The organism is Streptomyces wedmorensis (genome assembly GCF_000716445.1).
In the GTDB taxonomy this organism is placed as follows: domain Bacteria; phylum Actinomycetota; class Actinomycetes; order Streptomycetales; family Streptomycetaceae; genus Streptomyces; species Streptomyces wedmorensis.
Window position 1 is genome coordinate 128394 of record NZ_JNWK01000020.1, and the last position, 18104, is coordinate 146497.

Below are 18104 nucleotides of genomic sequence, written 5' to 3' on the forward strand. Positions count from 1 at the left end.
CGATGGTTGATCAGGCGTGAGAATCCAGGGACGCCGCACGGGGACGCCGACGCCGCGCGATGCCAACGCGCGGAGGGTCATGGTCGCCCAGCGAAGCCGGGACACGGCTCCGGAGCTTGCGCTTCGCCGGGCTCTGCACTCATTGGGCTTCCGCTACCGCGTGGACCTGCCGATCGTCGGCATGCCACGTCGTCGCGCCGACGTCACGTTCACGAAGTGGCGCACCGCCGTGTTCGTACAGGGCTGCTTCTGGCACGCCTGCCCGAGTCACCCGCACGCGCCCCGGCACAACGCGGAGTGGTGGCGGCAGAAGCTCCGGGGCAACGCCCGCCGCGACGAGGAGACCGATGCCCACCTCACGCTGATCGGTTGGCTGCCCCTCCGCATCTGGGAACACGAGACCGTCGACGGCGCCGTCAAGCGGGTGACGGCGGCGCTCGCCACCCGGGGGCATCCCCGCGCCTTGGCCATCAGCACCTGGACGCCCATGTCGGAACGGGCGACCGAGGGCTCGTAGAGGAACGCGTGCGGCATCCAAACACACGCGGGACGGGACTCTCAGTCGTGGGAAGCCGCCACGACGCCCAGCGCCACCCAGTGGAGGCGGAAGACACCTTGCGTAGTCAGCAGGACAGGGAGGGGAGCGACCTGAGCGACCCAGCCCTGACCTGACACCCCATCAGAACGAGCGTCAAATGGGCGTCACGAGCGTCATCTCAGCGTCAAGACATCGCCCGTAACGCCCACACGGCACATACCGCGCACCCGCAAAACCCCAGGTCAGCGCCCTTACTTCACCGGCTCCAGAATCGCCACGCACTCCACGTGGTGCGTCACAAGAAACAGGTCCACACAAAACATGTCGAAGAAAACCGCAGGTCAGCGACGTGCGGGCCGCGAAACGGACACAAGATCAATGTGCATGACGGGCGCTACGTGCGACCTCTGACGCACGTCCGAAGGGCAGCTGGGGCACCACGCAGCCGAGAATCGCGCAGTTTGGCGTTCCCGAATGCCCTTTGCGTCACGGCTGGCAACGACACCGACTACCCGCCCGGCAACGGCTCCAGTAGTGGTGGCTCCGTCCTTCTGACCGCTGGCATCCTGCGAGCGATCCGTGAGTGGTCGACACGCGTGGCGTTTCCGCGCAGCGGCAGATCGAGCGCTACAACCGGGACGAGCTGATCGCCGACTTCGACGAGGCAAACGGCCCCACCGCCCCGGGGCGGCTGCCACCGAGCAGGCCAGGCTGCCCGGTGGCACTCCATCCGATGCCGGCGCGACCGCCAGAGCGGCGCGCTTGCTGTCCGATCTGAAGTCCACCGGGCTGCACGCGGTCATCGATGCCGGGTGGCTCGATGTTCAGCGGGCGTGGAGGAAATGGCGGTCCGCGTCAGTCAGGGCCTGCCCGAGCAGATCGACGATGTGGTCGAGTTCGTCGCGGGTGGCGATCAGGGGTGGTGCGATCTGCACGACCGGGTCGCCGCGGTCGTCCGCGCGGGCCAGGAGTCCGAGGTCACGCATGCGTGCGGGAAGGAACTGCTTGACGAGTTCGTTCTGGCGGCCGGTGGTGAAGTGTTGGCCGTCCGCTCCGGCGACGAGCTCGAGCGCCCAGAAGAAGCCGTCGCCGCGTACGTCGCCCACGATGCTCAGTTCGGTCAGTTCGGCGAGCCGCTGGTGGAGGTGACCGGTCAGGCCGCGGACGTTGTCCAGGACGCCGTCTCGTTCGAAGATGTCGAGGTTGGTCAGGGCGGTGGCGGCGGCGACCGGATGCCCGGCGAAGGTCAGCCCGTGCAGAAGGGTCACGCCGTCGTTGAAGAAGGGCGCGGAGACTCTGTCGGACACCAGGACGGCGCCGAGCGTGGCGTAGGACGAGGTGAGGCCCTTGGCTGTGGTGATCATGTCGGGGACCGCACCGTACTTGGTCACGGCGAAGTATTCGCCGATGCGGCCGAAACCGGTGATGACCTCGTCCGCGACCAGGAGGAAGCCGTACTTGTCCGCCATCGTCCTTAGCCCCGCCCAGTAGCCTGCCGGAGGCGTGAGGCAGCCTCCGGAGTTCTGCACGGGTTCGGCGATGAGCATGGCCACGTTCTCCGGGCCGGCCTCCAGAACCGCCGCTTCGGTTTCGGCCAGCAGCCGCCGGGTGAACGCGTCCTCGTCAGTGTCGGTGGTGCGGTAGCGGTTGGTGTTGGGTGCGTGGGTGACCTCGAAGGCAGGCGCGCCGAAGGGGTCCTTGAGCGCGGGGATTCCCGTGAGTGCGAGGGCGCCCATGGTCAGGCCGTGGTAGGCGGTGCGGCGGGCGATGGCTTTGGTGCGCTGGGGCTGGCCTTGGGCGACGTGGTACATGCGGGCGAGTTTCCACGCGGACTCCACGGACTCCGAGCCGCCGGAGGTGAAGAACACGCGGTTGATGCCGTCGGGTGCCAGAGCGGCAAGTCGCTCGGCCAGCTCGATGGCGGCGGGGTGTGCGGTGTTCCACAGGGTGCTGAACGGCAGGCGGTTGAGTTGCTGTTCGGCCGTCTTGGCGAACTCGGGGCCGTAGGAGTAGCCGAGCTGTGCGCAGAACAGAGCGGACAGGCCGTCGATATAGCGGGTTCCGGTCGCGTCGTAGACGTAGACGCCGTCGGCCCGGTCGGGCAGGAACATTCCCTGACCGTTGCGCAGGTTTGCGTGTTGGCCGAAGTGCAGGAGCAGGTGCTTGCCGGCTGCTTCGCGCAGCCGGTCAGCGTGGTGTGTGGTGGCGGGGTGGTCGGGCACGGTGTTCTCCGGGGAGGTCGGCGGGCACATGGGGGGGCAGACGGCGAGCCCGGCGGAGCGAGGGGGCGGCCCCAGGCGCAAGAGGCGGCCGCGTTCGTGAGCAGTTGCCGGCCGCTGGAGCGGTCTCTGAACGGCGACTCCGAGAGGGCTCGGCGGCGGAGACCCGGCGCCCGCTACGGAGAGGGGCCTCAGGCGCGGGGCTGTCGGTCGCGACCGCGGGACCGCTGGGTGTCTCAGGCTCCCGTCGATCCGGCCCGGGCGGGATGCAGCGGGCCGAGACCGGTCATGATCGGGCCCTTGTCGTAGCCCTCGCTGGCGGGCGGGAAGGGGGGCGGGGCGTCGCGCAGTTGCTTCCACAGGGGGTTGAGGCCGAGGGTGCCGTGTTCACGGGTGGTGGCCACGAGGTCGAGGTCGAGGTGGAAGGTGAGGAACTCCTCGCCTGCGCCGCCCTGGGCCAGCACGCGGCCTTCGGGGTCGGTGGCGATGCTGCGGCCGGTGCCGAAGAGGCCGCCGATGTTCGGGTTGAGGACGTACACCTGGTTGGTGATGGCGTTGGCGCGAGCGAGAACGAGCTCCTGCTCGCGGTCGGATGTGCGGGTGTAGGTGGGCTGGATGATGACCTCGGCGCCCATCCAGGCGAGCGTGCGGAAGATCTCCGGCACCCAGCCGTCGTAGCAGATCGCCAGGCCGAAGCGGCCTACCTGCGGGATGTCGAAGGTGACGTAGGTGTCGCCGGGCACGGAGGTCTCGTACGGCATCCAGGGGAAGATCTTGCGGTACGAGGCCACCACTTCACCCTGCGGGGAGATGGCGACGGCCGTGTTGTGGACGCCCTTGGCCGACCGCTCCGGGATGCTGCCGGGGACGATCCACAGCCCGGTTTCGACCGCGAGCCGGCACACCGCGTCGGTGGTGGGGCCCGGGATCGGTTCGGCGAGGCGGTCGAGGTAGCCGGCCGGGTGGCGGGCGTCGAAGCTGCCGAAGGCGCTCAGGTACAGCTCGGGGAAGACCACCAGGTCGATGGACGGGGAGAGGGCCTTGAGGGAGCGCACCTCGCGGCTGAACTTCGCGAATGTCGCCTGGGGGTCGCCGGTCACGGGTGCGACCTGGGCGAGGGCGACGCCGAGGATTCGGCTCACTGGACGGCTCCTTGTGCGGTGGCGGCAGCGGGTGTGCTCGGCGGGGTGACGTCCGGTGGGTGGATCCCGGGGACGGCGTCGAGCAGCCTGCGGGTGTAGGGGTGCTGAGGGGAGTCCAGGACCTGGGCGGTGGGCCCGGTCTCGACGAGTTCGCCGTGCAGCATGACGCTGACCCGGTCCGCGATGTGCCGGACCACGCCCAGGTCGTGGGTGATGAGGAGGAAGGCCAGGTCGCTGTGCTCGCGCAGGTCGAGCAGCAGGTTGAGGATCTGGGCCTGGACGGAGACGTCGAGGGCCGAGGTGGGTTCGTCCAGCACCAGCAGTGAGGGCCCGACGGCGAGGGCGCGGGCGATGGCGACGCGCTGACACTGGCCGCCGGAGAGCTGGTGGGGGTAGCGGGTGAGGACGGTCGCGGGCAGGCCGACGCGCTCGAGTTCCGCGGTGGCGTCGGTGACGGGCCGGCCGGCCTCGCGCAGTGGCTCGGCGATGAGTTGCCGGACGGTCATCCGGGGGTTGAGAGCGGCGTAGGGGTTCTGGAAGACGATCTGTACCTGGTGGCGCAGCCGCCGCAGCTCCTTGCGGCGCAGCCCGGTGAGCGGGCTGCCCGCGATGTGCACGGTGCCGGAGGTGGGCTGGATCAGGCCGAGCACGCAGCGCGCGAGGGTGGTCTTGCCCGAGCCCGACTCGCCTACCAGCGCGTGTACTTCGCCTGCGGTGATGGCGAGGTCGACGCCGGCGACGGCGGTGTGCGAGCCGAAGGTCTTGACGAGCTGTTGTACGTCGAGGATCACGCGGGAACTCCCTTCGGCTGGGTGAGGTGGCAGGCGCTGGCCCGCGCTCCGGCGGCGTTGAGAGGCGGCGGGGTGGCACATGCCTCGGTGGTGTGGGCACAGCGGTCGGCGAAGGGGCAGCCGGTGAGCAGGTCGGGGCGGTCCGGCACGCTGCCGGGGATGGCGGGCAGTGCTCTGCCGGGGGCGGCCCGGTCGGGGAGGGCGGCGAGCAGGGCGCGGGTGTAGGGGTGGTCCGGGGTGTCCAGTACGTCGGTCACCGGGCCTGATTCGACGACCTGGCCGGCGTAGAGCACGTACATCCGGGTGCACAGTTCGCGGACTTCGCCCAGGTTGTGGGTGATGTACAGGACTCCGAAGCCGTGCTCGGCCTGCAGGCGGCGCAGCAGGGAGCGGATCTCCTTGGCCACGGTGACGTCCAGGGCGGTGGTCGGTTCGTCGGCGATGAGCAGATCGGGCCGGCACAGCAGAGCGGCGGCGATCATGACGCGCTGCAGCATGCCGCCGGAGAGCTGGTGGGGGTAGGAGCGCGTGACGCGCTCGGCGTCCAGGCCCACTTCCGTCAGTGCGGTGCTCACCTGCTCGGCGGCTTCGGTCCGGGTGCCGCCCTGGTGCAGGCGTACCAGGCGGGCGAGTTGGCGGCCGAGCGGTGTGACGGGGTCGAAGGAGGCGGCGGGGTTCTGGAAGACCATGGCCACCTTCCGGCCGCGGACCGTGTGGAAGCCGACGGCCCGCAGGTCCTGGCCCTGGAGCCGAATGGCGCCGGAGGTTTCGGCTCCGGCGGGGAGCATGCCGAGGACGCTCAGGGCAGTCAGGGACTTGCCGCAGCCGCTCTCGCCGACCACCCCCACGACCTCGCCCGCGCGCACGCGGAGGGAGACGTCGCGTACGAGGGCGGCGTCGCCGATGGTGACGCGCAGCCGGGAGATCTCCAGCAGGGGTGCCGCCTGGTCGTCTGCGCGCTGCGTGCCCGGGCCGGGCGCGGTCTCGCCCTCAGTGGCGGGCGGGGGGCTCGCCGCGTCGGTGGCCTTCTTCTCCGGCCGGCGCCGCAACAGAGCGGCGGCCTGCCCGGCCAGGGTGCGCAGGCCGCGTCGTGCGGCGGCGGAGCGGGCTTCCGTGCGCGGGTCGAACACGTCACGCAGAGCGTCGCCGAAGAGGTTGAAGGCCAGCACGGTGAGGAGGATCGCCAGGCCCGGGAAGAGCGCCGCCCACCAGTGGGTCTGGAGGTCGCCCCTGGCCTCGGCCACCATCAGGCCCCAGTCCGCCTGCGGCGGGCGGGTGCCCAGGCCGAGGAAGGCCAGTGATCCGGCGGCCAGGATCACCGTGCCGATGTCGACGGTGGCCTGCACCAGGATCGGTGAAACGGCGTTGCGCAGGATGTGCCGGACCATGACGACTCGGTCCTTGAGCCCCAGGGCGCGCGCTCCCTCGACGAAGGGCCGCTCGCGCATGGATGCGGTGAGGCCCTGGACCAGCCGGGTGTACCAAGGCCACCAGGCGATGGCCAGCGCGAGGGCGGCGTGCTCGAGGCCGGGGCCGAGGGTGGCCACGATGGCCATGGCGAGCAGCAGGGGCGGGAAGGCCAGGAACATGTCGCACAGCCGCATGATCGCCTCGCCTACGCGCCCGCCGCGGAAGCCTGCGACCAGCCCCAGCGGTACGCCCACCAGCACGGCGAGCCCGACCACGAGGAGCGGTACGGTCAGCGCCGGCCGGGCACCGTAGATGACGCGGCTGAGCACGTCGCGGCCGAGGTTGTCGGTGCCGAGCAGGTGGTCGGCGCCGGGTGGCAGGTGACGGGCGGCGACCTCGGCGGCTCCGGCGCCCTGATCAGGGTGCGGGGCGAGCCAGGGGGTGAGCAGGGCGGCGGCGACCAAGGCCACGAGCAGCACCAGGCCGATGACGGCGAGCGGGTCGCGGAGCAGGGCGGTGAAGCGGGCGCTGCGCGGGGGGATGGTCTGCGGGCTGTGGCTCATGCCGGCCTCACTCGCGGGTCGAGGCGCGCGTGGACGAGATCCACCGCGAGGTTGACGAGGACGTAGGCGATGGCGCCGATGAGGGTGACGCCCATGACCGCCGGGTAGTCCAGGCTCAGCAGGCCGGAGGCGGCGTACTGGCCGAGGCCCGGCCAGTCGAAGACCACTTCGACGAAGAACGCGCCGGTCAGGGCGTAGGCGGCGGTCAGACCGAGCACCGTGACGGTGGGCGGGAGGGCGTTGCGCAGGGCGACGCGCCAGACGAGGGTGCGTTCGGGGACGCCGTAGGCGCGGCCGACGCGGATGTGGTCCTGCTGGAGCGCCTCCAGCATGCTGGTGCGGGTCATGCGGGCCACGACGCCGAGCGGGTAGGCGGCCAGTGTGAGGGCCGGCAGGATCAGGTGCGCCGCGGCGCTGGCCAGCGCCGCGCCGTTGCCGGTGAGGAGTGCGTCCACCGTGTTCAGTCCGGTGATCGAGTGGATCGGAGCGGTGAACTCCAGGTCGCTGTCGATGCGTCCGGTGGGCGGCAACAGTCCCAGGCGGCCGAAGACCAGTAGCTGGAGCAGCAGTCCGAGCCAGAAGGCGGGCACCGAGACGCCCGCGATGGACAGCAGCCGCACCGCCTGGTCGATCAGCCTGCCGGGCCGCACGGCGGCTATGCAGCCGAGCGTGACGCCCAGCACCAGCGCCACCGCCATGGCGGCGCCGACGAGTTCGAGGGTGGCGGGCAGCCGGTCGCCGAGCTCGCCGAGGACCGGTTGCTTGGTGGCGATGGAGGTGCCCCAGTCGCCGGTCAGCACATTGCGCAGATACGACAGGTACTGCACCGGCAGCGGCTGGTCGAGGCCGAGGGCGTGTGTCACCCGTTCGACCTCCTCGGGCGTCGCCTTGGCGCCGACGTAGGTGAGGGCGGGGTTGGAGGGGATCACCCGCGCGAGGAGGAAGGTGATCGCGCTGACCCCGAGCAGGACGAGCAGGGAGCCGCGCAGCCGGCGCAGCAGGAAGCGGGGCATCAGCTGGCTCCGTGGCGCAGCTGGTGGAAGGGGATGGAGAAGGAGTAGTTCGGGTTGCAGGCGAAGCCCTTGACCTGGCTGTTCATCACGACGGGGGTGCGCATGTCGTAGAGGAACGCGCCGGGGGCCTGCTCAAGGAGTCGGCGCTGCGCCTTACCGTACAGCTCGGCGGCCTTGTCCTGGTCGGTGGCGGTGTGGGTGCCGGCCTCGTCGACGAGCTTGTCGTACGTGGCGTCCTTCCAGTAGCTGAGGTTGAAGAACGGCTTGTCGCTGCTGCGGAAGAGCGAGACCAGGTTGTCCGAGCCGGCGTCGGAATAGGTCGGCCAGTACATCAGCAGGAATATGTCCTGCGCCGTGGCCGGGTCCGCCTTGGCCTTCTCCCACTGCTGGTTGAACAGGATCGGCTGCAGCTCGACCGTCACGCCGACCTTGGCGAAGGAGTCCTTGATCAGCGGGGCGTACTTGGCCTGCTGCGCGTTCTCCGCCGCGTAACTGAGGCTCAGCTTCAGGCCCTTGCCGCCCTCGTATCCGGCCTCGGTGAGCAGCCGACGGGCGGCCTCCAGGTCGTACGGGGTCTGCGGCAGCTGCGCGTCGTAAGGGAAGGCGCCGGCCGGTACGGGGCCCCGAGCGCGGGCGCCGAAGCCTTCGGTGCCCACCTTGACGATGTCGTCGTACGGGATGGCCTGCGCCAGCGCCTGGCGTATCTTCACGTTCTTCAGCGGGCCCTTGGTGGTGTTGAAGAAGGCCGTGTGGCTCGTGAAGGTGGGACACTCGGTGACGGTGTAGCCCTTGTCCTTCTTGAACTGGGCGACGTTCTCCAGTGGCAGCGAGCCGGCGTAGTCGACCTGGCCGGACTGGAGCATCTGCTGTTGCGCGGTCGGCTCGGCGGTGATCCTGGCGACGACCGTGCGGTAGCGCTCGCCCTTCCAGCCGCCCCAGTACTTGTCGTACGCCTTGAGGACGACCCTCTTCTTGGCCTGGTACTCCGAGACCCGGTAGGGGCCGGTGCCCGCGTCGACGCCCTTGGCGAAGTAGTCCTCGCCCTTGGCCAAGGCCTTGGGGCTGACGATCCACGCCCCGTACATGGACGAGGCGATCATGTCGACCGGGGCGGGGCTCTTCAGCTTGAGCACGACCGTGTGCTCGTCCGGTGTCTCGATGGTGTCCAGCGCCGACCAGATGAAGGCCGCGCCGCCGTCCTTGGCGGAGGCTTCCAGGGACGCCTTGACCGCCGCGGCGTTCATGGGCTCGCCGTCGTGGAAGGTGACCCCCTCGCGCAGATGGAAGGTCCATGTCCTGGCGTCGGCGGAGGACTCCCAGCGCTCGGCGAGGGCGGGGCGGAAGCGTTCCTTCGAGCCGGGAGGGTTCATCCACAGCAGCGGCTCGTAGACGTTGCTGAGGTAGTAGACCTCGGTGGAGAAGGACTTCACCGGATTCCAGGTCGTCACCTCGGCGGTGGTCGCCACGTTGAGGATCTGCCCGGTGCCGTTGTCGGCACCACTGTCGGTACCGGTACAGGCAGACACGAGCAGACCGCAGGCCACCAGAGCGGCGGCGGCAGGGGTTCTTCGGGGCGTGGTCATGAGTTCGCTCCTCGGGGAAGGCGCATTCGCCGGCTGTTCAAAGTGAGACAACAATGGGCCCGGTGAGCTATAACCCTCAAATACTTGATTGGGTTGACTTTCATGCCTGCAAGGCATGGACAGGAGGTTCGCTATGGAGCTCAGGGTGCTGCGCTACTTCCTGGCGGTCGTCGAGAGCGGCTCGGTGACCAAGGCGGCAGCCGAAGTCCATATCGCCCAGCCCTCGCTCTCCCGCCAGCTGCGCGGACTCGAGACGTCCCTGGGAGTGACACTGTTCGACCGCACGGGCAAGCGGATGGAGCTCACGGCGGCCGGCCGCCGTTTCCTGCCCCTCGCCCGGGATCTGGTGACCCGCGCCGACACCGCCCTCGCCGCCGCCGGCTCGCTGGCGTCCGGGCGGGCGATGCGGATCACCGTGGCGGCCCCCGCCACCACCATCACCGATGTGATCGCCCCGTTCCTGGCCACCTGGGGTCCGGAGGACCCCCTGGTCACGGTGCAGGCGGAGAGTCCGGTACGCGCCTACCAGGCCCTCACCCGGGGCGCCGACGTAGCGATCTCCTCAGCCCCGCCGCGCAGCCGCTACGCGGGCCTGCCCGTGGCCCGGCTGCCCGTGTGGGCCTACGTGCCTCCCTCGCACCCCTGGGCAGACCGGGACCGGATCACCATCCAGGAGCTGACCGGTGAGCCGCTGATCGTCCTCACCCTCGCGCACGGCACGCGCCGCATCCTGGATCAGGCGGTACAGGACGCGGGCAGTTCCCTCGACATCGTCCTGGAGTGCGACACCCCGCAGGTCGCCCAGGCGATGACGGCCTCGGGACACGGCATCGCCGTCGTCTCCGACGACCCCCGCTTCGGGCTGCGCCCCCTGCTGATCCTCGACCGGCACGGGGAGCCCTTGCAGATCCGGCTGCACGCCGCCTGGGATGCCGGCCACTACGCGCTGCGCACCATCGAGTCCTTCGCCACCGGCCTGGCCCGCTTCTGCATCGAGCAGTACGGGCCGGAAGCAGCGGGGAGCTGAACCGGCTGAAACAAGGAGGGCATCAACGGCCGGAACGTCCCGGCGACCCGGGTCGCGCACGGTGAGCCTGTCCGGAGGTCGCCCCCCGGTCCCGTACTGCAGCGCACGACGCACCCACCCCTCTCGGCCATGCGCTTGCGCCACCGGCAATCGCCGCCTTCCGGTGCATCGAGCTCGTCGAAGACCTACGCGGCGAGCCGCCCCAGCCGCTCCCCGACCCGTGGGCGAGCGTGGTCTTGCCCGGACAGCTGGACCCGGCGACTCGAGCAGCATCGGACCTGGGTGGCAGGTCAACTGCGGCGTTCTCGGCACGTTCACGCAGACCTGGTTTCCCGTCCACCGACCCCGGCGGTGCGTCGCACTCCGCCGGAGCACCTGCCCCGATGCTTTTCAGACACCGTGGCCAGTCCTGACAGGCATTGGACACCTCTCGCCGCGCGCACCCACCATGCCGCAACAACAGACCCCGCCCGAAAGAGGGACAGCCATGACCTCCCGTCCACCCACCCGCAGCCCGCGCGGAATACGATGTCTTGCGACGGCCACGGCACTGCTCACCGCGCTCCTCACCGGCCTGCTCACCGCTCCGTCCCCCGCGGTCGCCGACAGTGCGCCCCCTGTGCCGGGCGACCCGCTGACCGGCAGCGGCGCCGTGCCCCGTACGGTTCTCACCGCGGCTCAGCTCTCCAGCGCCACCCCCACCGACACCGTCGTGGACAGCGCGTTCGCTCTGCCCGCCGAGGCGGCCCCGCCCACGCACACCTTCGAGGGCACTTTGACCCTCAGCGGCACCGCCACGGCCGGCGGCTACCGCAAGCTGAAGGACCCCTACGGCTACTCCGGCACCGAGGCCACCAAGCACCTCCCTCCGTTCAGCGCCACCCTCGTACAGAACGGCAGCCACCTCATCCCCACCGTGCGCGGGCTGCGCTACACCGGGAACGCCTCCTGGAACCTCGCCGTGGGAGCCGGCCGGGCCTGGCAGGAGGACGGCGACGGCGGCCGCACGCGCGCCGCGCTGCCCTTCGCACTGGTCGAGCGGAACGCCAACTGCGTGCACAACGGGGTGCTGTCCTTCCTCTTCGACGCATCCGCTATCTCCCAGGTCCGCTACCAGATCACCACGGAAACCTGCGCCTACCACCAGTTCGACATGTGGGGCCAGGTGGCCGCCACCTACCAGCCGGGCACCGTTCCCGGCGGTGAAGCCGCCCGCGACGCCTACGCGGCCGAGGTCGCCGGTCGGCTGCCCACCAAGCCCATCGCGCAGCTCGCCACCGACCACCCCGGCGCCGGCGTGGACACCTCGAAGTTCGGCGCGGGGATCACCCCCACCGCGCTGAGCACCTACGGCTTCTACTACGACGGTGTGAACTACGTCGGCGGCTGCCAGACCAGGCAGGGCCAGTACCCGTTCTGCGGGCAGATGCTGCTGCCCTCATACTCCACCGCCAAGTCCGCCTTCGCCGGCACCGCACTGCTCCGGCTCGCCCAGCGCTACGGCACCGGTGTCGCGGACCAGCGCCTGACGGACCTGGTACCGGAAACCGCAGGGAAGAGCGCCTGGTCGAATGTCACCGTCGATCACGCCCTGGACATGACCACCGGCAACTACACCTCGGCGGGCTTCGAGGTCGACGAGGCGGGCGGCACCATGACCGACTTCTTCCTCGCCGAGCCCTACGCCACCAAGATGGGCAAGGCGCTGTCCTTCCGTCGCAAGACCACCCCGGGCAGCAAGTGGGTCTACCACACCTCCGACACTTTCCTGGCAGCCCGCGCCATGAACAACTACCTTCAGAACCGGGCAGGTTCCGGTGCGGACCTGTTCCACATGCTCCGCGACGAGGTCCTCACCCCGATCGGCATCAGCCCGGACGCCCGCGTCTCCTCCCGTACGGACAACAGCTCGGACGGCGTCCCCTTCGGCGGGTACGGGATGTTCTGGACCAAGGACGATGTCGCCAAGTTCGCCAAGTTCCTGAACAACGACGCCGGCGCGGTGGCCGGCACCCAGGTGCTGCACCCGGGCCTGCTGGCCGACTCCATGCAGCAGAACCCGTCACAACGCGGCGTCACCACCTCAGGCAGCGCGCCGATGCACTACCAGAACGGTTTCTGGGGACAGGAGTTCACGTCCGCGGACAACCCCGCCTACACCCAGCCGTTCCACGTACCGTTCATGTCCGGATACGGAGGCATCACCATCGCGATGATGCCCAACGGCTCCACGTACTACTACTTCAGCGACAACAACGAGTTCTCCTGGAGCGCGGCGGTAGCCGAGTCCAACAAGCTCGCCCCCATGGTCTGACCCACGGGCGGGCTGCGGCTCCCGCCCGCCGAGGCCGGAGTTCTCGTCTTCTTCCGAGCGTCGAACCCATGGCAGGGTCGCGCGCCGGCCGGCCGGTCTCAACAGTCCGGTGAACCGCTCGTGGACCGAGAAACTCCGGCTCGGCGCGTACGACCTGGCAGTCCGAGCAGCGCCCCCGCCTCTCCCCAGAGGCCGGGGCGCCTCTTCGTGCCCGCCACCACATGCTCCTGCTGTCGCACGACTGCGCCCTCGCCTGCCGCTGCCCCCGGGCCCCGGCCCGTCTTCATCGGCTTCGGGAGCATGGCGTCCGGTGACGGGGAGCGGCAGAGCGAGATCGCCGTGCGAGCCTGCGCCGCGCCGGCTGAGCGGCATCCTCGAGGCCGGCAGTGCCGGACCGGCCGCCGACGTGGCCGAGGACGGGCGGGTCAGGTCCTCAAGGTCTGGGCACAGATCGGGTGACCGTCCGCGAGGCGGGTGGGGAGGCCCCCCGCGCGTCGGACACGCTGAAAAGGGATCCGCATGATCCCAAAAAACAAAAAGACCGCCGATGGCGGTTAGGGCTACCCCGGACTGACTCAGGTCCGGCGCCATGGCCCTGTACGAGTCCACGCCCTGGGCGACGTACAAGAACATCGCCACCAACCCGGGCGTCGACCGGGCCACCCTGCGTGAGTGGGTGCTGCATGAGTGGGCGCCGCGTGACTGGCAACGGCCGCGTCGCCGCCGTTGCCACCTCCACGGCCGTCTGCCCGGCCGGCCTGGCCGGACAGACGGCCACGTCCACCGATCCGGACGAGCACATCCGGCAGCCGGAGGCTCGGGGGCCGAGCTCGAGGCGAAGGAGCGGGAGCCGGCGACCGAGCGGGACGCACTCCGCACGGCGGCCCGGCATTTCGCCGGGAGGCCGGCGGGTGAGTCGCTTCCCGTGCGTCGCCGACCACCGGACGCCTGTGGCGTGAAGCCACCTGCGAGGACTTGGACCTGGACCGTTCCGGCTCCTCCACGTGGCTCACCGGCAGGAACGGAAGGGCGTCCCGGCAGGGGCGACGGCATCTGGCCGGTCGCGGTGACCGGGTAGCGGTCAAGCGGACCGAAGTCCGCGGACCCCGGAACGCGGAGGTCCAGCTCCTCCACCGAGAGGTTCTGCTCGAGAGCGGTCGTCGAGAGTGGTCAACGACGAGGGCCTGCCGTCAGGGCGAGTACGGCGATGACGATCTTTCCGTACTCGACCTCCTCGACCGACCAGGCACTGGCGAGGCTGTCCACGATGAACAGGCCGCGCCCGCTCGCGGCCACCGTCGCCTCGTCGACAGACGAGTTCGAAGGCCGGACGGGGACGGCGGTGATGTCGGCCCCGCGGTCGACGACGCCCAATGCCGCACCGAACTCGTAGGCCTCCACCCTGAGGAGGACCGCGCCGCTGCTGTGCTGGATGGCGTTGGCGATGAGTTCGCTGGCCACCAGCATGGCGTCGAAGAGCCGGTCCTCCGCCTTGCCGTCCAGGACGTCGGCCAGGACGGTACGGGCGGCGTGCTGCGGAGCATCGAGTCCGTCGAGCACCACGTCCCGCTGGATCAGCAGGTCTCCGAGCGCCCGGTCATGCACCAGTTCGGCAGTCGTCGTGGGCATCGTCATCTCCTCGCATCGGGAGGGATCGCTAAACGGTGGCTCTGTCTGTGACCGCGGTGTCGTCGTCGAAGGTCATCTCCGGTGCGGGTCGGCGGAAGCCCTTGGTCAGGAAGGCCAGGTAGACGACGCCGATCGCCAGCCAGACGCCGCCGATCTGGAGTGCGACGTGATCGAGCCGCGTGAGCAGGTAGAGGGAGACACCGACGCCGATGGCCGGCATCACCAGATAGGAGAAAAGGTTGTGGGTGTGGCCGCGCCTGCGCTCCCGGACCAGGTGGGCGATCACGCAGACGTTGACCAGGGCGAATCCGAGGAAAGCACCGAAGTTGATGAACGACGTGGCTGTGGTCAGGTCGAGCTTCATGGCGATGACACCTGCGACCGCGGTCAGCAGCAGGTTAAGGACGGGCGTGCCGGTCTTCCCCGACAGCTTGCCGAAGATCGCCTTGGGCAGTGCGCCGTCACGTCCCATGACGTACATGAGGCGCGCAGCCGAGGCTTGCAGGGCGATACAGGAGGCGATGGATCCGGCAATGGTGACAAAGTTGATCACCTCGGCGTACGTCTGGCCGCCGACCTGGACCTTCAGGTGATAGGCGGCCGCGTCGACGTCGACGAACGTCGCGCCGGGGTGAACCAGCTGCATCACGAAGGACAGCACGATGAAGATCGCTCCGGCGGCGATGACGCAGCCGATGATGCCGCGGCCGATCGTCCGCGCCCCGCCCCTGGCCTCCTCCCCCAGCGTCGAGACGGCGTCGAAGCCGAGGAAGGAGTACGCGGCGATGGCAGCGGCCGCTGTGACGGCGCCGATCGACGTGCCGGAGTTCCACAGGGCGTCCGTGGCGGGGGCGGACGAGCCGTGCTTGCCGAGGAAGACGACGCACAGGGTGGCGAAGAGGACCAGCGACCCCAGAGCGATGAACATCAGGACCTTGTTGACGCGGTCCGCGAGCTTCATGCCGAAGACGTTGATGGCGGTGGTGATGCTCACCGAGACGATCAGCCAGACCCACTTGGGTATGTCAGGGAACTGGGCGTTGAAGTAGATCGCCGTGATCAGCCAGCCGACCATCGGGATGAAGAAGTAGTCGAGCAGCATCGCCCAGCCAGACAGGAAACCGATGCGGCTGTCGAGCATCTTGCGGGCGTAGGTGTAGACCGACCCCGCGCCGGGCACGGCACGTGCCATCTTCGCGTAACTGAGCCCGGTGAGCAGCATCGCGACGGTGGCGAAGGCGAACGCGGTGGGGGCCACGCCGCCGCTGGTGGCGGCGACCACGCCGAAGACCGTGACCACGATGCCAGGAGAAATGTATGCCAGGCCGAACAAGACGACGGAGAAGAGGCTCAGGTCGCCCTTCAGTCTCATGCTGTTCCCGGTGGTCTCGCTGTTCATCGTGGGGGCTCCTCGGTGATGGGGGCGGCGTTCCAGGTGGCGGGGTCAATGCGGCCCCCGTACAGCGGGAGGTCGAGGGCTGGGTCGCCGGGGCGGAATTGGTCCCAGATCCGGTTGAGGCCGGCGGTGCCGTAGCGGCGGACGTTGCTGACCTCGTCGAGGTCGATGACGTCGGTGAGGGTGGAGTCGCCAGCATCGACGGTTTCGGCGCGTACCGTGCCCTGGGGATCGATGACGAGGCTGCGGCCGATCCCGGAGGGGGCAGCGGAATTGACGCTGGCGACGAAGACCTGATTGGCGATGGCGTTGGCGCGGTTGAGGACGACTTCTTGTGCGCGGTCGCTCGTCGGCGTGCGGACCACGTTGACGATCAGCTCGGCGCCCATCCAGGCCAGGTGGCGGGAGATCTCCGGGAACCAGGTGTCGTAGCAGATGGACAGTCCGATACGGCCGACCCCGGCGAGGTCGACGACCTCGAACCGGTTGCCGGGTGCGGTCGTCTCGTACGGGCGCCACGGGCAGATCTTGCGGTACGCGGCGAGGCGCTCGCCCTGTGGCGAATAGACCGGTGTCGTGTTGTGGACGCGGTCCCCGGTGCCGCGCTCATAGACGCTGCCGGGTACCAGCCAGATACCCAGATCCCCCGCGAGCTCGGCGAAGACCGCGTCGCGTTTGCCGTCGAGCGGCTCGGCCGCCTGCTCCGGGTCGGCCGGGACACCGGGGGCGCTCTCACCGAGGTGCAGTTCGGGGTAGACGACGAGGGCGCCAGGTGCGCGCAGTTTCACGCGCCGCTCTACGTCGGCGGTAAAGCCTGCGAGGTCGTCGGCCGGGCGACCGGGCGCCTGGGCGAGGATGAGGGGCAGGGGGCGGGCCATGCGGGAACACCAGCCAATCGAAGGGTGCACTTTACCCGGAGAAGTCGACGGAGATTCGGTCTCCGATAACCAAGAGTTCCGGTGAAATAAGAATGCGACCAATCAGTCATAGCCTCAAATACTTGGAAGGGCTGATTAACATGCCTTCGAGGCATGAGAGTGCCCCAACTTCCGCACCTCCCGAGGGACCACCGCCATAGAGATCCGAGCGCTGCGCACATCCCCGAGCACCGCGGAGACCATTCCGCCATCAAGGCCGCCGAGGCGATCGGCGCCACCCCGCCCGCGCTGCCGCACCCACTGCGCAGTTGAAAAGGGCCTTGAAGATGATGATCTTCGACCACGGCGGCAGGTAGAGGACCTGACGACGGCCGACCAGCACCCCCTCCCCCTGGCCCTCATCCCAGCCGCCCACACGAGCACCACTGAGGTCGCAGCGAATGCACTGACCACCGGCCGCGCCATGCGAATCACTGCGGCGGCGCCGGCATCACCGGCGCGCTCACCAGTCTTCGGCCGCCCGAGATTCGGTGGCGCCCGCTCAACATACCGACGAGTAACGCATAGATTGCACGGTGTAATCGGTAACGATCTCAGCGCGCGCCTTGCGTTATGGCTCGCAGCCTTTAGCCTCCGTGCATGGCATTTCTCTCAAGTCGCCGCAGACGAGCGCGTATTGCCCTAGAACTCGACGACGCTGCTCTCGGCCGGCTGCTGAAGTCCCTCCAAGCGACGTCGAATACGGGCGCGATCGGGACGACCGACCTGTACATGGCCCAGATATCCCGTCTCTTGAACCGAAGCCGGGCCGACTGGGACCGCCGCGCCCATCAGCTCTCCGTGCTGGCGTACCGCCTGTCCGAATCGCATGGGCCCCGCGCCTGGGCCTCTCGTGAGCCGCGCAACGCCACCGCGCTCGTCCTCTCCGCTTGGGCACAGCTCGAACGTGGACGCTCCCGGGGACGCCTGGAGGACGCTGCCGGCATCGCCGACAGCTGTCTGCGCGCCGCCGAACTGGCGCCGGAGGACCCCACCCCCTGGGTGGTCATGCTGGGGCTCTCACGGCTGGAGCGCCGCAGTCAGCCGGAAGTGTTCGGTCTGTGGAACGAGGTGCTGGCCCGCGACCGATGGAACCGCGAGGCATATCTGAGCATGCTGCGCTATCTGGGGCCGGAGGAGATGGGATCGCGCAGCCAGGTACTGGACTTCGTCGATGCGATCCGCGCCCGCATACCCACGAACGCGCCCTGCGCGGCCACCGAGATGACCGCCCAGGTTCTGCAGTACCACTCCGTCCTCGCCCTGGGCGGAGTCGAGGCCCTGATGGCACGCAACCACTGGTCCCACGCATCGGCCGCTCAGGCCCTCGACCGTGCGGCACACACCTGGGCTCAGCCCGGGTTCTTCAACCACGCGGCAGCCCTCGCCGACCTGAACCTGCTGGCCTACGCACTGACGGCCGCCGAGCGGCGCGGCGAGGCCCGCCCGGTCTTCGAGGCGATCAACGGCATGGTCACGGCCTGGCCCTGGAGCGTCGGAGGTGACCCGGTGTCCGAGTTCGAGAAGGCGCGGAGCAGGAGCAGGACTGGCACGTGAGTTGC

At 69.5% G+C, this 18104-nt stretch carries 13 protein-coding genes; 4 read left to right on the forward strand and 9 right to left on the reverse strand.

What is annotated here, in order from left to right; genetic code table 11:
* Window positions 1-16: 16 nt before the first annotated feature.
* Window positions 17-517 (forward strand): very short patch repair endonuclease, encoded by a 501-nt coding sequence (locus OO54_RS18040; RefSeq protein WP_267888947.1) that lies wholly within the window; start codon window positions 17-19, stop codon window positions 515-517.
* Between the two features lie 845 nt (window positions 518-1362).
* On the opposite strand, the gene OO54_RS18045 is transcribed toward OO54_RS18040, so the two are convergent.
* From OO54_RS18045 to OO54_RS18070, 6 genes are all read right to left on the reverse strand, one after another.
* Window positions 1363-2760: an aspartate aminotransferase family protein gene (locus OO54_RS18045; protein ID WP_033204318.1), complete on the reverse strand. Its 1398-nt coding sequence runs from the start codon at window positions 2758-2760 to the stop codon at window positions 1363-1365.
* Window positions 2761-2993: 233 nt separating this feature from the next.
* The gene (locus OO54_RS18050; protein ID WP_051787017.1) at window positions 2994-3899 is read right to left on the reverse strand and encodes a carbon-nitrogen hydrolase family protein; all 906 of its coding nucleotides are present in this window, start codon (window positions 3897-3899) and stop codon (window positions 2994-2996) included.
* On the reverse strand, window positions 3896-4690 hold the full coding sequence (locus OO54_RS18055; RefSeq protein WP_234439285.1) for an ABC transporter ATP-binding protein: 795 nt from the start codon (window positions 4688-4690) through the stop codon (window positions 3896-3898). The genes OO54_RS18050 and OO54_RS18055 overlap by 4 nt, the downstream gene beginning before the upstream one ends.
* A complete protein-coding gene (locus OO54_RS18060; protein ID WP_033204320.1) occupies window positions 4687-6663 on the reverse strand; it encodes a dipeptide/oligopeptide/nickel ABC transporter permease/ATP-binding protein in 1977 nt (658 codons plus the stop codon). Before OO54_RS18060 ends, OO54_RS18055 begins: the two co-directional genes overlap by 4 nt.
* A complete protein-coding gene (locus OO54_RS18065; protein ID WP_033204322.1) occupies window positions 6660-7676 on the reverse strand; it encodes an ABC transporter permease in 1017 nt (338 codons plus the stop codon). The genes OO54_RS18060 and OO54_RS18065 overlap by 4 nt, the downstream gene beginning before the upstream one ends.
* On the reverse strand, window positions 7676-9259 hold the full coding sequence (locus OO54_RS18070) for an ABC transporter substrate-binding protein (protein WP_033204324.1): 1584 nt from the start codon (window positions 9257-9259) through the stop codon (window positions 7676-7678). Before OO54_RS18070 ends, OO54_RS18065 begins: the two co-directional genes overlap by 1 nt.
* 133 nt (window positions 9260-9392) lie before the next feature.
* Between OO54_RS18070 and OO54_RS18075 the strand changes: the two genes are divergently transcribed.
* Together OO54_RS18075 and OO54_RS18080 are read left to right on the forward strand one after the other, a co-directional pair.
* Window positions 9393-10286, forward strand: coding sequence for a LysR family transcriptional regulator (locus tag OO54_RS18075; RefSeq protein ID WP_033204326.1), 894 nt, complete (start codon window positions 9393-9395; stop codon window positions 10284-10286).
* 487 nt (window positions 10287-10773) lie between these two features.
* Window positions 10774-12600, forward strand: a complete 1827-nt coding sequence (locus OO54_RS18080; protein WP_051787018.1) for a serine hydrolase domain-containing protein — start codon at window positions 10774-10776, stop codon at window positions 12598-12600.
* 1170 nt (window positions 12601-13770) lie between these two features.
* Here OO54_RS18080 and OO54_RS18090 read toward each other — a convergent pair.
* Genes OO54_RS18090 through OO54_RS18100 form a run of 3 tightly spaced genes read right to left on the reverse strand, consistent with a single transcriptional unit; the run spans window position 13771 to window position 16503 of the window.
* Window positions 13771-14229: an ATP-binding protein gene (locus OO54_RS18090; RefSeq protein WP_051787019.1), complete on the reverse strand. Its 459-nt coding sequence runs from the start codon at window positions 14227-14229 to the stop codon at window positions 13771-13773.
* A gap of 28 nt (window positions 14230-14257) precedes the next feature.
* Window positions 14258-15628 carry an APC family permease gene (locus OO54_RS18095; protein WP_033204330.1) on the reverse strand — a complete coding sequence of 457 codons (1371 nt, stop codon included), beginning with the start codon at window positions 15626-15628 and terminating at the stop codon, window positions 14258-14260.
* Window positions 15625-16503: a carbon-nitrogen hydrolase family protein gene (locus tag OO54_RS18100; protein ID WP_033204332.1), complete on the reverse strand. Its 879-nt coding sequence runs from the start codon at window positions 16501-16503 to the stop codon at window positions 15625-15627. The genes OO54_RS18095 and OO54_RS18100 overlap by 4 nt, the downstream gene beginning before the upstream one ends.
* 771 nt (window positions 16504-17274) lie before the next feature.
* On the opposite strand from OO54_RS18100, the gene OO54_RS18105 reads away from it, so the two are divergent.
* Window positions 17275-18099, forward strand: coding sequence for a hypothetical protein (locus OO54_RS18105; RefSeq protein WP_234439286.1), 825 nt, complete (start codon window positions 17275-17277; stop codon window positions 18097-18099).
* The last annotated feature ends 5 nt before the right edge of the window (window positions 18100-18104 follow it).

Bases quoted from the DNA above. Each gene is read 5' to 3' on its own strand.
- OO54_RS18095 (WP_033204330.1), bottom strand. From the start codon at position 15,628: ATGAACAGCGAGACCACCGGGAACAGCATGAGACTGAAGGGCGACCTG.
- OO54_RS18105 (WP_234439286.1), top strand. From the start codon at position 17,275: ATGGCCCAGATATCCCGTCTCTTGAACCGAAGCCGGGCCGACTGGGAC.
- OO54_RS18060 (WP_033204320.1), bottom strand. From the start codon at position 6,663: ATGAGCCACAGCCCGCAGACCATCCCCCCGCGCAGCGCCCGCTTCACC.
- OO54_RS18065 (WP_033204322.1), bottom strand. From the start codon at position 7,676: ATGCCCCGCTTCCTGCTGCGCCGGCTGCGCGGCTCCCTGCTCGTCCTG.
- OO54_RS18080 (WP_051787018.1), top strand. From the start codon at position 10,774: ATGACCTCCCGTCCACCCACCCGCAGCCCGCGCGGAATACGATGTCTT.
- OO54_RS18100 (WP_033204332.1), bottom strand. From the start codon at position 16,503: ATGGCCCGCCCCCTGCCCCTCATCCTCGCCCAGGCGCCCGGTCGCCCG.
- OO54_RS18090 (WP_051787019.1), bottom strand. From the start codon at position 14,229: ATGCCCACGACGACTGCCGAACTGGTGCATGACCGGGCGCTCGGAGAC.
- OO54_RS18070 (WP_033204324.1), bottom strand. From the start codon at position 9,259: ATGACCACGCCCCGAAGAACCCCTGCCGCCGCCGCTCTGGTGGCCTGC.
- OO54_RS18075 (WP_033204326.1), top strand. From the start codon at position 9,393: ATGGAGCTCAGGGTGCTGCGCTACTTCCTGGCGGTCGTCGAGAGCGGC.